The following is a 17,485-nucleotide window of genomic DNA, read 5'->3' as shown; positions in this document are numbered from 1 at the left end:
GCTTCCGCACTATCACGGCGCTCCACCAAGGGTCGGCGCTGAACAATAGGCGGTCTTGTTTCTGGGTTTCCGGGACTTCGTGAAAACCAAAAAAAAAGGGCCTGGAGACGTATCTCCAAGCCCTCAAAAGGTGAGAGGTGTCTAGTCCCTCAACCTGGTGAGCGGTGTTGCATGTTTCGGTGTCGCGGCGGTTAGGCTTTCAGCGGAACCAGGCGCGGGGCAATCATGTTTTCCGGACGCAGGATGTCGTCGAGCATGGCGTCGTCCAGCAGGCCTTCTTCGCGCACCAGTTCCAGTACGCCACGGCCACTTTCCAGGGCGATGCGGGCGATACGGGTGGCGTTTTCATAGCCGATGTACGGGTTCAGCGCGGTGACCAGGCCGATGGAGTGCTCCACCAGTTCGCGGCAACGGGTTTCGTTGGCGGTGATGCCGGTGATGCAGTGCTCGCGCAGCATGTCCATGGCGCGTTGCAGCAGGCGGATCGAGTCGAAGATCTTGAAGGCGATCAGCGGCTCCATCACGTTCAGTTGCAGCTGGCCGCCTTCGGCCGCGATGGTCAGGGCCAGGTCGTTGCCGATGATCTGGAACGCCACTTGGTTGACCGCTTCCGGGATGACCGGGTTGACCTTGCCGGGCATGATCGAGCTGCCGGGCTGACGCGCTGGCAGGTTGATTTCGTTGATGCCGGTGCGTGGGCCGCTGGACAGCAGGCGCAGGTCGTTGCAGATCTTCGACAGCTTGACCGCGGTGCGCTTGAGCATGCCGGAGAACAGCACGAAGGCGCCCATGTCGGAGGTGGCTTCGATCAGGTCGGCGGCCGGTACCAGCGGCTGGCCGCTGATGGTGGCCAGGCGTTGTACGGCCAGGTGCTGGTAGCGCGGGTCGGCGTTGATGCCGGTACCGATGGCGGTGCCGCCCAGGTTGACTTCGGTCAGCACTTCCGGCGCCAGGGTCTTCAGGCGAGCCAGGTCTTCACCCAGGGTGGTGGCGAAGGCGTGGAATTCCTGGCCGAGGGTCATCGGCACGGCGTCTTGCAGCTGGGTACGGCCCATCTTCAGGACGTGGCTGAATTCCTGGCCCTTGGCGGCGAACGCCTGGATCAGGCTGTCGAGGCTGGCCAGCAGCGCGTCGTGACCCAGCAGCAGACCCAGGCGGATCGCGGTCGGGTAGGCGTCGTTGGTGGACTGCGCCATGTTCACGTCGTTGTTCGGGTGCAGGTACTGGTATTCGCCCTTGCTGTGGCCCATGGCCTCCAGCGCGATGTTGGCGATGACTTCGTTGGCATTCATGTTGGTCGAAGTGCCAGCGCCGCCTTGAATCATGTCCACCACGAACTCTTCGTGGAAGTCGCCGCGGATCAGGCGGGCACAAGCCTCGCTGATGGCTGCATGCTTGGCTTCGCTCAGATGACCCAGTTCGCGGTTGGCGTCAGCAGCTGCCTGCTTGACCATTGCCAGGGCCACGACCAGTTTTGGGTAGTGCGAAATCGGAACGCCGGAGAGGCGGAAGTTGTTCACCGCTCGCAGGGTCTGGATGCCGTAATACGCTTGAGCCGGTACTTCGAGTACGCCAAGCAGGTCTTTTTCTGTGCGGAAAGATGCAGCGGAGGACATGACGGAGATCATCTCGGTAGGGACCCGGTCTGTGCCGGGAACGCTGCGAATCCTAGGCCGAAGGGATTTTTTGGGCCAATGCTGTTAAACACTGGGCTATGCATATTCGGCATAATGCCGGTGTGACGCCGGGTTGCCGGCGAGCGTGTGACCTAAAATGGTGCGTGTCCGGGAGGACGTGATGAATCTGGAAAGCAAATGGCTCGAGGACTTCAGTGCCCTGGCCGCCACCCGCAGCTTTTCCCAGGCTGCCGAGCGACGTTTCGTGACCCAGCCGGCCTTCAGCCGGCGGATCCGCAGCCTGGAAGCGGCCCTGGGCCTGACCCTGGTCAACCGCTCGCGCACGCCGGTGGAGCTGACGGCAGCGGGGCAGTTGTTCCTGGTGACCGCGCGCACCGTGGTCGAACAGCTCGGCGAGGTGGTGCGTCACCTGCACCACCTGGAAGGCGGGCAGGGCGAGGTGATGCAGGTGGCGGCTGCCCACTCCCTGGCGCTGGGCTTCTTCCCGCGCTGGATCGCCCAACTGCGCAACGAAGGGCTGAACATCGCCACGCGGCTGGTGGCCACCAACGTCGGTGATGCGGTGCACGCCCTGCGCGAAGGCGGTTGCGACCTGATGCTGGCCTTCTATGACCCGGACGCGGCCTTGCAGATGGACTCGGAAATCTTCCCCTCGCTGCACCTGGGGCACACCGAGATGCTCCCGGTGTGCGCCGCCGATGCCCAGGGCAAGCCGCTGTTCGACCTGGAAGGCGAGGCCAGCGTGCCGTTGCTGGCGTACAGCGCCGGGGCTTTCCTCGGGCGTTCGGTGAACCTGCTGCTGCGCCAGCGCAACCTGCGTTTCACCACCGTCTATGAAACCGCCATGGCCGACAGCCTCAAGAGCATGGCGTTGGAAGGCCTGGGCATTGCCTGGGTGCCGCAACTGAGCGTGCGCGCCGAGCTGGCCCGGGGCGAGCTGGTGGTGTGCGGCGGGGCGCAATGGCATGTGCCGCTGGAGATTCGCCTGTACCGCTGCGCCCTGGTGCGCAAGGCCAACGTACGCTTGCTCTGGCGCAAGCTGGAAGGCGCTGCCGCGCAAGCTGCGGCCACGTAGGAGCCGGCTTGCCGGCGAAAGCGTCGGCCGGAAGGGTGGTGATTGCAGGGCGGGCCTCTTCGCTGGCAAGCCAGCTCCTACGGGAGATAGGCGCAGGTTTTTTTGTAGGAGCCGGCTTGCCGGCGAAGGCGTCGGCCGGGAGGGCGGTGATCGCAGGGTGGGCCTGTTCGCTGGCAAGCCAGCGCCTGCGAGGGGGGGCGGGATTGACCTTGGAGTCAATAAAACCGGGGTTTTGCGCCGGAAATGCTTTGTTTTGCAGATGGTCGGCGAAAGTGCGTTTAACGCGCCTTTTTCGGTATACTGCGCGGCCTTCGGCCGGTTCGCCTGGCCATAATTCGTACAATTTAAGCCACGCATTTCGCGTGGCTTGTTGTTTTTGACGCGCCTGCGGGCGCCCAGAGAGAAGAGGCACGACGATGAGTGCACTGGTTGGCGTGATCATGGGCTCCAAGTCCGATTGGTCCACCCTTAGCCACACCGCCGATATGCTGGAAAAGCTCGGCATCCCTTACGAGGTGAAGGTGGTTTCCGCACACCGCACCCCGGACCTGCTGTTCCAGTACGCCGATGAGGCTGAGGCGCGAGGCATCGAGGTGATCATCGCCGGTGCCGGCGGCGCGGCGCACCTGCCGGGCATGTGCGCGGCCAAGACCCACCTGCCGGTGCTGGGCGTGCCGGTGCAGTCGTCGATGCTCTCGGGCGTGGATTCGCTGCTGTCCATCGTGCAGATGCCGGCCGGCATCCCCGTGGCCACCCTGGCCATCGGCAAGGCTGGCGCGATCAACGCGGCCCTGCTCTCGGCGAGCATCCTGGGCGCCAAGCACCCGCAGTTCCATGCGGTGCTGAAAAAATTCCGTGCTGAACAGACAGACAGCGTCCTGGACAATCCAGACCCGCGCGTCGCCTGAGGTTGTTGACGATGAAGATCGGTGTAATCGGTGGCGGCCAGTTGGGCCGCATGTTGGCCCTGGCGGGGACTCCGCTGGGAATGAACTTCGCTTTCCTCGACCCGGCGCCGGATGCCTGTGCAGCCGCCCTGGGCGAACACCTGCGGGCCGACTACGGCGACCAGGACCACCTGCGCCAGCTGGCCGATGAAGTGGACCTGGTGACCTTCGAGTTCGAGAGCGTGCCGGCGGAAACCGTGGCCTTCCTCTCGCAGTTCGTGCCGGTCTACCCGAGCGCCGAAGCCCTGCGCATCGCCCGCGATCGCTGGTTCGAGAAGAGCATGTTCAAGGACCTGGGGATTCCTACCCCGGAGTTCGCCGACATCCAGTCCCAGGCGGATCTCGACGCCGCCGTGGCGCGCATCGGCCTACCGGCCGTGCTCAAGACCCGCACCCTGGGTTACGACGGCAAGGGCCAGAAGGTCCTGCGCAGCGTCGCCGACGTCGCAGGCACCTTCGCCGAACTGGGCAGCGTGCCTTGCCTGCTGGAAGGCTTCGTGCCCTTCACCGGTGAAGTCTCGCTGATTGCCGTGCGCGCCCGTGACGGTGAAACCCGTTTCTACCCGCTGGTGCACAACACCCACGACAGCGGCATCCTGCGCCTGTCGGTGGCCAGTAGCGACCACCCGTTGCAGGCCCTGGCCGAGGACTACTCCAGCCGCGTGCTCAAGCAGTTGGATTACGTGGGCGTAATGGCTTTCGAGTTCTTCGAAGTGGACGGCGGCCTCAAGGCCAACGAGATCGCTCCGCGGGTGCACAACTCCGGGCACTGGACCACCGAAGGCGCCGAGTGCAGCCAGTTCGAAAACCACCTGCGGGCGGTGGCCGGCCTGCCCCTGGGCTCCACGGCCAAGGTCGGTGAGAGCGCCATGATCAACTTCATCGGCGAAGTGCCGCCGGTGGACAAGGTCATCGCCATCGACGACTGCCACCTGCATCACTACGGCAAGGCCTTCAAGGTCGGTCGCAAGGTCGGCCACGCCAACCTGCGCTGCGCCGATCAGGCGACCCTGCAAGCGCAGATCCTCAAGGTGCAAGCGCTGATCGCCGAGTAACAAATCCTCCGGCTGGCGGGAACCTTCGTTTCCCGCCGTTCTCTGATAGCAGGATGCCAAAGTGCTGGCTAGGCTTTGGCTTGATCCCCCCTTACAGAGGAACAGCCATGGGCATTATTGGAACCATTTTCATCGGCTTGATCGTTGGTCTGCTGGCGCGCTTCCTCAAACCGGGAGACGACAGCATGGGCTGGATCATGACCATCCTGCTGGGTATCGGCGGTTCGTTGGCGGCCACTTATGGCGGCCAGGCGCTGGGTATCTACCAGGCTGGCCAGGGCGCCGGTTTCATCGGTGCACTGGTGGGCGCGATCGTCCTGCTGGTGATCTACGGCTTCGTCAAGAAGAGCTGAACCACGCTACAAGCCCCCTCTGCCGTCCGCGCGGAGGGGAGCCTTTTTCTTCATCTGAAACTTCAACGCATCTGACGGTCTGGGCACTAGAATGCCTGGGTTTTCCCGTCCTTCCCTTTTGACCGAGCCACCCTCACATGCGCCGTCTTCTATTGACCTTTGTTCTGCTGGGCTGCGGCCTGGCCCAGGCTGGCGAACTGCCGGAAACCGATTGGCTGGAGCTGATGCCCAAGTCGGACCAGAAGGCCCTGGAGCAGATGCCGGAAATCGACCACAACTCCCCGGAAGCCAATGGCACCTTCACCGAAAAGGGCGGCCTGAAGCAGAGCAAGGGGTTGCCGGCGGTGATGTATTCCACCAAGACCGTGCCGGCCATGAATGACAAGCAGATCCGCATCGGCGGTTATCCGGTGCCGCTGGAAGCCGATGCCAAGGGGCGCAGCACGCTGTTCTTCCTGGTGCCGTACCCGGGCGCCTGCATCCACGTGCCGCCACCGCCACCCAACCAGCTGGTGCTGGTGCGTTTTCCCAAGGGCTTGAAGCTGGACGACATCTACACGCCGCTGTGGGTGACCGGCACCCTGAAGATCGAGAAAGTCAGCAACGACCTGGCCGATGCCGCCTACGCCCTGGATGCGGCGAAGGTGCGGGTGGTCAAGGAATCGGATCTCTGAAGCGGCGCATTTGAACGCCGCTGAACGGTAGGAGCCGGCCTGCCGGCGAACGCGGTCTTGAGGGCCTCTTCGCTGGCAAGCCAGCTCCTACGGGGCAGGTGGGGGTCAGAGCGGGGCGGCGCTGATGCTGACGCTCAGGGTGTGGCTGGCGCCCGGGGCCAGGGTGACGATGTCGTCCATCACGTTGGCGGTCTCGATGCACAGCATGCGCTGCCAGCCGTCGTCGGCCATGTCGCTGAATTGGGCGGCGCGGTCGATCCAGGGGTTCCAGATCACCGCGGTGCGCGAGCCTTCGCTGCGCAGGCGGATCCGTCGTTGCCAGTCCGGATCGACGATCTCCAGCTGCGCCGGGGCGTTCAGGTAGATGCGGTCGGTCTCGCCGGTAAAGTGCAGGCTGCCGCTCTGGACCTTGGTCTTCCAGTCTTCCAGGGTTTCGATGTAGCTCAGCCCGTCCACGCCTTCGACCTGCACCTGGCGCACATCGCTGACCGCGAAGTAGCTGTGCAGCGCCTGGCTGATGCTCACGCTTTCAGTGCCCAGGTTGTGGCTGCTGAGGCTGATGTGCAGTTGCTGGTCGAGGCGGATGCTCAGGCGCGGTTCCACTTGATGGGGCCAGCCGGGAAAACCACCCGCGGGGCAGGGCAGGCGCAGCTCCACCAGCAGGCTGTCGCCCTGGCTTTCGATGCCCAGCAGCTCCCAGTCGGTGGCCCGCACCAGGCCGTGGGCCGGCGCCGGGTCAGTGCCTTGGCGCATGGCCTGCACCGCCTGCGGGTTGCGGGCAAAGTTGCCGAACCAGGGCCAGCACACCGGCACCCCGGCGCGGATGCTCTTGCCGCGCTTGAACACGGCCTCGTCGTTGAGCCAGATCAGCGGCTGTTGCCCGGCCACTTGATAACTGAGGATGTGCGCGCCCTGCTGGGCCACCAGCAGTTCGGCGTCACCGTGGCGGATGCGCCAGCAGTTCAGTTCATCCAGTTTTACCGTTTCGACCTGGGGCGTAGGCATGCTGCTGTTCTCGTTCGCAAGGTGTGGGCTGCTATGGACCGCAGAACGGTCATCAGGTTTAGCGCGCGCGCGGCGGAACCGAGCGGGTGCGGCCACTGCCATCGATGGCGACGAATACGAACACTGCCTCGGTGACCTTGCGCCATTCGCTGGACAGCGGGTCGTCGCTCCACACTTCCACCATCATCTGGATCGAGCTGCGGCCGATCTCCAGGGTCTGGGTGTAGAAGGACAGCTGCGCGCCCACCGCCACCGGCACCAGGAACGCCATGCGGTCGATGGCCACCGTGGCCACCCGGCCGCCGGCCACGCGGCTGGCCATGGCGGTGCCCGCCAGGTCCATCTGCGCGACCAGCCAGCCGCCGAAAATATCGCCAAAGCCGTTGGTTTCACGGGGCAGTGCGGTGATTTGCAAGGCCAGGTCGCCTTGCGGGATTGGATCTTCTTGTTCGAGTTCTATCATGCCGGGGGGCCTCTGACCCGTGACGCTTCATGGGTACTTCAGGTGAATAGCCGTCTTCAGGAAAAACGATTCAGCCCGAACATACTACGTTCGTCACGTTCTTTCTAAGGCGTGCTAAAGGGAAACTCTGCGAAATCGACTGGCGCTGGCCAGGGCCAGGGGCGCGCAGCAGCGTTTTCGCACAGCAACCCTTGCCAGAAGCGGCTTTGCGCTTCGAGGTCTGCGAGTATATCGGTCGATAGACTCCGCGACGACCCGTCCAGTTCGCAAATTTGTGAGTCATTTGTGCGCCGCTGTGTACGCATTCGAACAATTTGCTATCGTGCCGAACCTGCCAGGCCCCAACCAGCGCTGTTGCGGCTTCCAGAACCGACTAATAAGAGAAGCCCTTGCCATGACCACTGTGCCCTCGAGCGCCGCGCAGCCTGCGCAACCCGCCCGTCCGCTGACCCGTAGTGACTACAAGACATTGTCCCTGTCTGCCCTGGGCGGGGCGCTGGAGTTCTACGACTTCATCATCTTCGTGTTCTTTGCCACCGTGGTCGGCAAGCTGTTCTTTCCGGCGGACATGCCCGAGTGGCTGCGCCTGATGCAGACCTTCGGGATTTTCGCGGCCGGTTACCTGGCGCGGCCCCTGGGCGGGATCGTCATGGCCCACTTTGGCGACCTGCTGGGGCGCAAGAAGATGTTCACCCTGAGCATCTTCATGATGGCGGTGCCGACCCTGATCATGGGCCTGTTGCCGACCTACGCGCAGATCGGCATGTGGGCGCCGATCCTGCTGTTGCTGATGCGGGTGATCCAGGGGGCGGCCATCGGTGGTGAAGTGCCCGGGGCCTGGGTGTTCGTTTCCGAACACGTGCCCCAGCGGCATATCGGCTATGCCTGCGGCACCCTGACCTCGGGCCTGACTGCCGGGATTCTCCTGGGGTCGCTGGTGGCCACTGCGATCAACAGCATCTATACCCCGGTGGAAGTGGCGGATTACGCCTGGCGGATCCCGTTCCTGCTGGGTGGGGTGTTCGGCCTGTTCTCGGTGTACCTGCGCCGCCTGCTCCACGAAACCCCGGTGTTCGCCGAACTGCAACTGCGCAAGGCCCTGGCCGAGGAACTGCCGCTGCGCACGGTGCTGCGTGATCACCGCGGGGCGATCGTGATTTCCATGCTGCTGACCTGGCTGCTGTCCGCCGGGATCATCGTGGTGATCCTGATGACCCCCACCGTGCTGCAGACCGTCTATAAATTCCCGGCCATCACCGCCCTGGAGGCCAACAGCCTGGCCATTATCTTCCTGAGCCTGGGCTGCGTGGCCTCGGGTGCCCTGGCGGACCGATTCGGTGCGGGCAAGGTGTTCGTGTTCGGCAGCACCTTGTTGCTGGTCACTTCCTGGACCTTCTATCACGGCCTGCTGGACAACCCGCAGTGGCTGTTCCCGCTGTATGCCCTGACCGGCCTGTTCGTCGGCACCATCGGCGCGGTGCCTTATGTGATGGTCAAGGCGTTCCCGGCGGTGGTGCGCTTCAGCGGCCTGTCGTTTTCCTACAACCTGGCGTACGCGATCTTCGGTGGCCTGACGCCAATGGTGGTGACCTGGCTGCTCAAGGAAAGCCCCATGGGCCCGGCCTATTATGTTGCAATTATTTGCGGCATCGGCCTGCTGGTGGGGTTGTACCTGTGGGCCAAGGGCCGCTGACCACCACCCTGTAGCCGCTCAGGCCCTGGTGTGCGCTGAAGGGCGCCGCGACCCTGCGGATCGATCGCAGCCTGCGGCAGCGGCTACAGAGGTTTTTATCGCCGAACAAAGAAAGGCCAGCTTCCGTTCAGGAATGCTGGCCTTTCATCTAATTGTCATATTCCGGACATAGAGTGTTCACACGGCCTACAGATACTTGGCCCCGACTTAACACACCCTATCTGCTAGGAGTAAGGCATGAAACTGAAGCGTTTGATGGCGGCAATGACCTTTGTCGCCGCTGGCGTTGCGACTGCCCACGCGGTTGCCGCTGTTGACCCTGCTATCCCGAGCTACACCAAGACCACTGGTGTGTCGGGCAACCTGTCCAGCGTCGGTTCCGATACCTTGGCGAACCTGATGACCCTGTGGGCCGAGAACTACAAAAAGGAATACCCGAACGTCAACATTCAGATTCAGGCCGCCGGCTCCGCCACCGCGCCACCCGCGCTGACCGAAGGCACCTCCAACCTGGGCCCTATGAGCCGCAAGATGAAGGACACGGAACTGGCGGCCTTCGAGCAGAAGTACGGCTACAAGCCAACCGCTATCCCGGTGGCCGTGGACGCCCTGGCCGTGTTCGTGCACAAGGACAACCCGATCCAGCACCTGACCATGGAACAGGTCGACGCGATCTTCTCCTCGACTCGTCTGTGCGGCGCCAAGGAAGAAGTGAAGACCTGGGGCGACCTGGGCGTGAAGGGCGACCTGGCCAACAAGCCGGTTCAGCTGTTCGGTCGCAACTCGGTATCCGGCACCTACGGCTACTTCAAGGAAGAAGCCCTGTGCAAAGGCGACTACAAGCCTAACGTCAACGAACAGCCTGGTTCGGCGTCGGTGGTGCAGTCTATCAGCTCCTCGCTGAACGGCATCGGCTACTCGGGCATCGGCTACAAGACCGCCAGCGTGAAGACCGTGGCCCTGGCCAAGAAAGGCAGCACCGACTTCATCGAAGACACCGAGGAAAACGCCCTGAACGGCAAGTACCCGCTGTCACGCTTCCTCTACGTCTACGTCAACAAGGCCCCGAACAAGCCTCTGGCCCCGCTGGAAGCCGAGTTCGTGAAACTGGTCCTGTCCAAGCAAGGCCAGGAAGTGGTCGTCAAAGACGGCTACATCCCACTGCCAGCCAAGGTGGCCGCCAAGGCACTGGCTGACCTGGGCCTGAAAGAAGGCGCATAAGCCGCCTCCGAAGGTCCGGGCTCCCCGGACCTTCTCGTTTTCGTAGGAGCTGGCCGGGCGGCGTTCCGCTTGCCAGGCAAAGCGCCCGAAATGGCGACCCAGGCTCAAGGCTGGTTCGTCGGCCTGCCGGCTCCTGCAACCTCATTTTCTGTCCGCTGCCGGCCCTGCCATGCGGCGGATTTGTTGCGTCACTGCATTGTCATCTTTCTGTCATACAGGATCGCTAGGGTGTGCGCATGAATGATCTGGCCAACTCCACCATGACTACGACTTCTCCCCCCAAGCGCATTGACTTCAATACGCCTGAACTGCAACGCAAGCGCCGCATCCGCGCGCTCAAAGACCGCCTGACCCGCTGGTACGTCCTTGTCGGCGGCCTCGCGGTACTGGGTGCTATCACCCTGATCTTCTTCTTCCTCGCCTATGTCGTTGCGCCGCTGTTCCAGGGTGCCGAGCTGACCGCCAAGGACCCTCTGACTCCCGCCTGGATGCAGGACGCCGGCAAGCCGCTGATGTTCTCCCTGGAAGAGCAGAACCAGGTTGGCATGCGTGTCTCCGACAAGGGCCAGGCGCTGTTCTTCGACATCGATAGTGGCGCCGAGCTGCGCAAGGTCGACCTGCCGATCCCGGCGGGCGCCAGCGTCACCTCCATCGGCAAGGACCAGCCCGGCAACCCGCTGGTGGTGGTCGGCCTGTCCAACGGCCAGGCCCTGGTGTTCCGTCATACCTACAAGGTCAGCTACCCGGACGGCAAGAAGACCATCTCGCCGGCCATCGAGTACCCCTACGGCGAGACCCCCATCACCCTGAACGAGCAGGGCGGTGCGCTGGAGCACGTCAACCTCAATGCCACCGATTCGTCGCTGATCGTTGCCGGTTCTACCGCTTCGCAGTTGCAAGTGCTGAAGCTGACCCGCGAAGAAAACATGATGACCGGCGAGGTCACCAGCGAGCAGAGCCGCATCGAGCTGCCGCAGATGACCGAGCCGGTCAAGGCCATGTACATCGACCCGCGCCAGCAGTGGCTGTACGTGATCAACGGGCGCGCCCAGGCCGACGTCTTCAGCCTGCGGGACAAGAGCCTCAACGGTCGCTACAAACTGCTGGAAGACGCCGATACCGAAGTCACCGCCAGCACCCAGCTGGTGGGCGGCATCTCGCTGATCATCGGGACCTCCAAGGGCGGCCTGGCCCAGTGGTTCATGGCCCGCGACCCGGACGGCGAGCTGCGCCTGAAGCAGATCCGCACCTTCCAGATGGGCACCGCGCCCATTGTTGAAATCACCGCCGAAGAGCGTCGCAAGGGCTTCGTTGCCCTGGACGCCGCCGGCAAGCTCGGGGTTTTCCACAGCACCGCCCACCGCACCCTGCTGGTGGACCAGGTGGTAGACGGCCAGGGCCTGTTCGGCCTGTCGCCACGGGCCAACCGGGTGATCGTCGAGGCCGGCGGCAAGCTGCAGCCCCTGGTGCTCGACAACCCGCACCCGGAAGTGTCCTGGAGTGCGCTGTGGAGCAAGGTCTGGTACGAGAACTACGACGAGCCTAAATACGTCTGGCAATCCACCGCGGCCAACACCGATTTCGAACCCAAGCTGAGCCTCTCGCCCCTGACCTTCGGTACCCTGAAGGCGGCGTTCTACGCCATGCTGCTGGCGGCGCCATTGGCGGTGGCGGCGGCGATCTACACCGCCTACTTCATGGCCCCGGGCATGCGCCGCAAGGTCAAGCCGGTGATCGAGCTGATGGAGGCGATGCCGACGGTGATCCTCGGTTTCTTCGCCGGCCTGTTCCTCGCGCCTTATGTCGAGGGCCACTTGCCGGGCATCTTCAGCCTGCTGCTCCTGCTGCCGATCGGCATCCTGGTGGCCGGTTTCGCCTGGAGTCGTTTGCCCGAGTCGTTGCGCCTTAAAGTGCCGGAAGGCTGGGAAAGCGCGATCCTGATCCCGGTGATCATCTTCGTCGGCTTCCTCTCGCTGTACATGAGCCCGTTCATGGAGAACTGGTTCTTCGGTGGTGACATGCGCATGTGGATCTCCCACGACCTGGGGATCACCTACGACCAGCGCAACGCCCTGGTAGTGGGCCTGGCCATGGGCTTTGCGGTGATCCCGAATATCTACTCGATCGCCGAAGACGCCGTGTTCAGCGTGCCGCGGGGCCTGACCCTGGGCTCCCTGGCCCTGGGCGCCACGCCGTGGCAGACCATGACGCGGGTGGTGATCCTCACTGCCAGCCCGGGGATCTTCTCGGCGCTGATGATCGGCATGGGCCGCGCCGTGGGCGAGACCATGATCGTGCTGATGGCCACCGGCAACACCCCGGTCATGGAAATGAACCTGTTCGAAGGCCTGCGCACCCTGGCCGCCAACGTCGCGGTGGAAATGCCCGAATCGGAAGTCGGCGGCAGCCACTACCGCGTGCTGTTCCTCTCGGCGCTGGTGCTGCTGCTGTTCACCTTCGTCATGAACACCCTCGCCGAGCTGATCCGTCAGCGTCTGCGCAAGAAATACTCGTCGCTTTAAGAAAGGTAGAAGTCTGTGAAACAGAACTCCCTAAAAGACTGGTTCAAGAGCGGCGCCCCCGGCGTCTGGATCAGCGGTGGCGCGGTGTCCATCGCGGTCATCATGACCATCGGCCTGCTGGCGGTGATCGCCGTGCGTGGCCTCGGCCACTTCTGGCCAGCCGACCTGGTGCATGCCAACTACGACGTTCCGGGCCAGGCCAACCACCTGGTCATCGGTGAAGTGGTGCAGAAGGAAGAAGTGCCCCGGGCGCGCCTGAAGAGTGCCGGCCTGCCGGTGCCCGACCAGGGCCCGGAGTTCATGACCCGCGAGCTGATCAAGGTCGGCAACCGTGACCTGAACGGCAACGACTTCACCTGGATCGTCGGCGAGTGGCTGACCAACCAGAGCTACCCCAAAGAGCTGATGGCCATCGAGCGCCGTGAGTGGGGCAACTTCTACGGCTACCTGGTCAACGTCAAGGAAAGCGGCAAGGTGATCGCCGAAGGCGAAGCCGCCTGGCCCGAGCTGCAAGCGCGGATCGACCGGGTGAACAAGCTGGCCGCCCAGCTCAAGACCCTGGAGAAATCCGACATCGGCGCCATCAACGCCGGCCTGGAACGCATCCGCCTGCACGGCCGCAAGCTGGAGCTGGACGGCAAGCTGGATGCCGCGGCCCAGGCCGACATGGATGCCGAGCGCGCCGAACTCAATGCCCGCTACCAGGACATCGAGGCGCGCCTGAGCGACCTGCACGCCCAGTTCAACCGCGACAGCCTGACCGCCCGTGATGCCAACGGCAAGGAAGTGGAGATCGGCCTGGGCAAGGTGGTACACGCCTACCAGCCGAACGCCATGGGCACTTTTACCAAGATCGGTTTCTACTTCAGCAAGGTCTGGGAGTTCCTCAGCGATGACCCGCGCGAAGCCAACACCGAGGGCGGTATTTTCCCGGCCATTTTCGGCACCGTGATGATGACCCTGATCATGGCCATGATCGTCACCCCGTTCGGCGTGCTGGCAGCGGTCTACCTGCGTGAATATGCCAAGCAGAACACCCTGACCCGGGTGATCCGCATTGCGGTGAACAACCTGGCGGGGGTTCCGGCCATCGTCTACGGCGTGTTCGGCCTGGGCTTCTTCGTCTACGTGCTGGGTGGTTCCGTGGACCGTCTGTTCTTCCCCGAAGCCCTGCCGGCGCCGACCTTCGGCACCCCGGGCCTGCTCTGGGCTTCCCTGACCCTGGCGCTGCTGGCGGTGCCGGTGGTGATCGTGGCCACCGAAGAAGGCCTGGCGCGGATTCCCCGCACCGTGCGTGAAGGCTCCCTGGCCCTGGGCGCGACCAAGGCCGAGACCTTGTGGAAGATCGTGCTGCCCATGGCCAGCCCGGCGATGATGACCGGCATGATCCTCGCGGTGGCCCGTGCCGCCGGTGAAGTGGCGCCGCTGATGCTGGTGGGTGTGGTGAAGCTGGCGCCGTCGCTGCCGCTGGATGGCAACTACCCGTACCTGCACCTGGACCAGAAGATCATGCACCTGGGCTTCCACATCTACGACGTCGGCTTCCAGAGCCCCAACGTCGAGGCGGCGCGGCCGCTGGTGTACGCCACCGCGCTGCTGCTGGTGCTGGTGATCGCCACCCTGAACCTGTCGGCGGTGTGGATCCGTAACCACCTGCGTGAAAAATACAAGGCACTGGACAGCTGATCGGCTGGCTTGTGTGGACGCTGGCTTGCGTAGGAGCTGGCTTGCCAGCGAAGGCGTCCGCAAGGGCGACACAAGGCCTGCAGGCCTCTTCGCCGGCAAGCCGGCTCCTACAAACAGAATGATGTCGCCGCTGGCCTGATGCCTGCGGTTCACGACAAACGAATTGGTAGCACAGGGAGCATCCCATGCAACACGAAGCACACACTCATGGCATCAACATGTCCGCCCTGGGCCGCGACAAGCAGAGCCTGAGCCTGGAACAGGAAACCGTGGCCATCGAAGTGCCCGGCCTGAGCCTGTACTACGGCGAGAAACAGGCGCTGTTCGACGTCGGCATGAACATCCCCAAGCAACGCGTGACCGCCTTTATCGGCCCGTCCGGTTGCGGCAAGTCGACCCTGCTGCGGACCTTCAACCGCATGAACGACCTGGTGGACGGCTGCCGCGTAGAGGGTGCGATCAACCTCTACGGCAACAACATCTATCGCAAGGGCGAAGACGTGGCCGAGCTGCGTCGCCGGGTCGGCATGGTGTTCCAGAAGCCCAACCCGTTCCCCAAGACCATCTATGAAAACGTGGTCTACGGCCTGCGCATCCAGGGCATCAACAAGAAGCGCGTGCTCGACGAAGCCGTGGAATGGGCCCTCAAGGGCGCGGCGCTGTGGGACGAGGTCAAGGACCGCCTGCATGATTCGGCCCTGGGCCTGTCCGGCGGCCAGCAGCAACGTCTGGTGATCGCCCGGACCATCGCCGTGGAGCCGGAAGTGCTGCTGCTGGACGAACCCTGCTCGGCCCTGGACCCGATCTCGACCCTGAAGGTCGAGGAGCTGATCTATGAGCTCAAGTCCAAGTTCACCATCGTCATCGTGACCCACAACATGCAGCAGGCGGCGCGGGTTTCCGACTACACCGCCTTCATGTACATGGGCAAACTGGTGGAGTTCGGCGATACCGACACGCTGTTCACCAACCCGGCGAAGAAGCAGACCGAAGACTACATTACCGGGCGCTATGGCTAGAAAGCAGCTGCCAGCCGCAGGTTTCACGCGGCGCAACAGAGGCGGTGCGCGACATCCGGATCACTATTTAACTGCTTGAAGCTTGCGGCTTGAAGCTTGCAACTTTCGCGGAGCGAACACGATGATTTCGAAGGAAGGCTTAACCCATCACATCTCCCAGCAGTTCAATGCCGAGCTGGAAGAAGTACGCAGCCACCTCCTGGCCATGGGCGGGCTGGTGGAGAAGCAAGTCAATGACGCGGTCACAGCGCTGATCGAGGCCGACTCCGGCCTGGCCCAGCAGGTGCGCGAGATCGACGACCAGATCAACCAGATGGAACGCAATATCGACGAGGAATGCCTGCGCATTCTCGCCCGTCGCCAACCGGCGGCCTCGGACCTGCGTTTGATCATCAGCATCTCCAAGTCGGTGATCGACCTGGAGCGCATCGGCGACGAAGCCACCAAGATCGCCCGCCGGGCCATCCAGCTCTGCGAAGAGGGCGAGGCCCCGCGTGGCTACGTGGAAGTGCGGCATATCGGCGACCAGGTGCGCAACATGGTGCGCGATGCCCTGGACGCCTTTGCCCGCTTCGATGCCGACCTGGCACTTTCGGTGGCCCAGTACGACAAGATCATCGACCGCGAATACAAGACCGCGCTGCGTGAGCTGGCCACCTACATGATGGAAGACCCACGCTCTATCTCGCGGGTTCTGAGCATTATCTGGGTGCTGCGCTCGCTGGAGCGGATCGGCGACCACGCGCGCAACATTTCCGAGCTGGTGATTTATCTGGTGCGCGGCACCGATGTTCGTCACCTTGGGCTCAAGCGCATGAAGCAGGAAGTTGAAGGTACCAGTGGCGAATCCGCTAATGTTCCGGATGAAACTGACGATAAGTAAGAGTGCCCGAGAAGAGCGCCCGGCCTTTTGGCCGGGCGTTTTTGTTTGTGCTCCTGGAAATTGAAAAGCAGCACCCGCGAACGAAAAGTCCCGGCGTGACTGAAGAGTTTTGGCAAAGTGCCATCAGCCAGCGTTATGCTTGCCGGGATTTTTAAAGGGGTGGTCGATGAGTAAGGTAAGTGTGTTGGTGGTGGATGACGCTTCGTTCATTCGTGACCTGGTGAAGAAGTGCCTGCGCAACTACTTCCCTGGCATCAAGATCGAAGACGCGATCAATGGCAAGAAGGCCCAGGCGATGCTCGCCCGTGAAGCCTTCGACCTGGTCCTGTGCGACTGGGAAATGCCGGAAATGTCCGGCCTTGAGCTGCTGACCTGGTGCCGCGAGCAAGATGCGCTGAAGGCCATGCCGTTCATCATGGTCACCAGCCGGGGCGACAAGGAAAACGTGGTGCAGGCGATCCAGGCCGGGGTTTCCGGTTATGTGAGCAAGCCTTTTACCAACGAACAGCTGCTGACCAAGGTCAAGCAGGCGCTGAACAAGGTCGGCAAGCTCGACACCTTGATGAACAGCGCGCCGACCAAGATGAACTCGGCCTTTGGCAACGACTCCCTGAGCGCCCTGACTGGCGGCAAGCCGGCGGTGGTGGGGGCGGCTTCCGCTCCGGTCAATCCGTTCGCCAAACCGGCGGCTGCCGCCCCGGCTCCAGCTCCAGCGGCAGCAGCGCCGGCCCGCGGTTTGCTCAACAGCCCTCCGGTCAAGGCCCCGGCGCCTGCGGCAGCGGCCGGTGGTGGTCGTGGCCAGGGCCAGCTGCGGCTGTCCAGCGGCAACCAACAGTGTGTGATCAAGGCCCTGAGCATCAAGGAAGCCTTGCTGGTGGTGAAGCGCACCGACAGCCTGCCCCAGGTGCTGGAGAGCGCGGTGCTGGACCTGGAGCAGGGCGACAACGCCGAAGTGGCGCGGCTCAATGGCTACCTGCATGCGGTGGTGGCCTTTGAACCCAAGCCGGACAGCGAGTGGCTGCAGCTGACTTTCCGCTTCGTGGACCAGGATGCCCAGAAGCTCGACTACATCTCCCGCCTGATCGCCCGCGGCACCGCCCAGAAGCACTTCGTTCCCGGCGCCTGATCCTTGCCGGCCGCCTCGCTGTAGGAGCTGGCTTGCCAGCGAGTGCGCCCGCAAGGGCAGCACAAGGCTTGAAGGCCTCTTCGCCGGCAAGCCGGCTCCTACGGCGGCAGGTGCGTAAGCCGCGAG

Annotated in this window: 15 protein-coding genes; 12 read left to right on the top strand and 3 right to left on the bottom strand. The window is 63.4% G+C overall.

Going from position 1 to position 17,485, the window contains the following annotated elements; all coding sequences use genetic code 11:
• Positions 1-191 precede the first annotated feature (191 nt).
• A complete protein-coding gene (gene aspA, locus AC1RGE_RS24045) occupies positions 192-1,616 on the bottom strand; it encodes an aspartate ammonia-lyase (RefSeq protein ID WP_041120431.1) in 1,425 nt (474 codons plus the stop codon).
• 181 nt (positions 1,617-1,797) lie between these two features.
• Here aspA and AC1RGE_RS24040 point away from each other — a divergent pair, with 181 nt between their 5' ends.
• The 5 genes from AC1RGE_RS24040 (at position 1,798) to AC1RGE_RS24020 (ending at position 5,741) form a co-directional block, all read left to right on the top strand.
• Positions 1,798-2,712, top strand: coding sequence for a LysR substrate-binding domain-containing protein (locus AC1RGE_RS24040; protein WP_011064292.1), 915 nt, complete (start codon positions 1,798-1,800; stop codon positions 2,710-2,712).
• A 416-nt stretch (positions 2,713-3,128) separates the two neighbouring features.
• The gene (purE, locus tag AC1RGE_RS24035; RefSeq protein ID WP_011064291.1) at positions 3,129-3,620 is read left to right on the top strand and encodes a 5-(carboxyamino)imidazole ribonucleotide mutase; all 492 of its coding nucleotides are present in this window, start codon (positions 3,129-3,131) and stop codon (positions 3,618-3,620) included.
• Positions 3,621-3,631: 11 nt separating this feature from the next.
• Positions 3,632-4,714 (top strand): 5-(carboxyamino)imidazole ribonucleotide synthase, encoded by a 1,083-nt coding sequence (locus tag AC1RGE_RS24030; RefSeq protein WP_103408221.1) that lies wholly within the window; start codon positions 3,632-3,634, stop codon positions 4,712-4,714.
• Between the two features lie 107 nt (positions 4,715-4,821).
• Positions 4,822-5,067 (top strand): GlsB/YeaQ/YmgE family stress response membrane protein, encoded by a 246-nt coding sequence (locus tag AC1RGE_RS24025; RefSeq protein WP_011064289.1) that lies wholly within the window; start codon positions 4,822-4,824, stop codon positions 5,065-5,067.
• Positions 5,068-5,204: 137 nt separating this feature from the next.
• Positions 5,205-5,741 (top strand): DUF3299 domain-containing protein, encoded by a 537-nt coding sequence (locus AC1RGE_RS24020; protein WP_011064288.1) that lies wholly within the window; start codon positions 5,205-5,207, stop codon positions 5,739-5,741.
• Positions 5,742-5,846: 105 nt separating this feature from the next.
• On the opposite strand, the gene AC1RGE_RS24015 is transcribed toward AC1RGE_RS24020, so the two are convergent.
• Positions 5,847-6,746 carry a D-hexose-6-phosphate mutarotase gene (locus AC1RGE_RS24015; protein ID WP_015637503.1) on the bottom strand — a complete coding sequence of 300 codons (900 nt, stop codon included), beginning with the start codon at positions 6,744-6,746 and terminating at the stop codon, positions 5,847-5,849.
• 58 nt (positions 6,747-6,804) lie between these two features.
• Positions 6,805-7,209: an acyl-CoA thioesterase gene (locus AC1RGE_RS24010; protein ID WP_003229628.1), complete on the bottom strand. Its 405-nt coding sequence runs from the start codon at positions 7,207-7,209 to the stop codon at positions 6,805-6,807.
• Positions 7,210-7,603: 394 nt separating this feature from the next.
• Between AC1RGE_RS24010 and AC1RGE_RS24005 the strand changes: the two genes are divergently transcribed.
• From AC1RGE_RS24005 to AC1RGE_RS23975, 7 genes are all read left to right on the top strand, one after another.
• Positions 7,604-8,902: an MFS transporter gene (locus AC1RGE_RS24005; RefSeq protein ID WP_492585120.1), complete on the top strand. Its 1,299-nt coding sequence runs from the start codon at positions 7,604-7,606 to the stop codon at positions 8,900-8,902.
• Between the two features lie 237 nt (positions 8,903-9,139).
• Complete coding sequence (locus AC1RGE_RS24000) at positions 9,140-10,123, top strand: phosphate ABC transporter substrate-binding protein PstS (protein ID WP_011064285.1); 984 nt, start codon at positions 9,140-9,142, stop codon at positions 10,121-10,123.
• A 488-nt stretch (positions 10,124-10,611) separates the two neighbouring features.
• Positions 10,612-12,645, top strand: coding sequence for an ABC transporter permease subunit (locus tag AC1RGE_RS23995; RefSeq protein WP_176876769.1), 2,034 nt, complete (start codon positions 10,612-10,614; stop codon positions 12,643-12,645).
• Positions 12,646-12,660: 15 nt separating this feature from the next.
• On the top strand, positions 12,661-14,331 hold the full coding sequence (gene pstA / locus AC1RGE_RS23990) for a phosphate ABC transporter permease PstA (protein WP_011064283.1): 1,671 nt from the start codon (positions 12,661-12,663) through the stop codon (positions 14,329-14,331).
• Between the two features lie 185 nt (positions 14,332-14,516).
• Entirely contained in the window at positions 14,517-15,350 is an 834-nt protein-coding gene (pstB, locus tag AC1RGE_RS23985; RefSeq protein WP_492585119.1) for a phosphate ABC transporter ATP-binding protein PstB, read from the top strand.
• Positions 15,351-15,471: 121 nt separating this feature from the next.
• Positions 15,472-16,233 (top strand): phosphate signaling complex protein PhoU, encoded by a 762-nt coding sequence (gene phoU, locus AC1RGE_RS23980; protein ID WP_011064281.1) that lies wholly within the window; start codon positions 15,472-15,474, stop codon positions 16,231-16,233.
• 166 nt (positions 16,234-16,399) lie between these two features.
• Positions 16,400-17,359, top strand: a complete 960-nt coding sequence (locus tag AC1RGE_RS23975) for a response regulator (protein WP_019093932.1) — start codon at positions 16,400-16,402, stop codon at positions 17,357-17,359.
• Positions 17,360-17,485: the final 126 nt, after the last annotated feature.

The sequence above is a fragment of the Pseudomonas sp. GW823-FHT02C05 genome, from assembly GCF_058797595.1.
Note: the sequence above shows the minus strand (reverse complement) of the source record. Positions and strands in the feature narration are given on the sequence as shown.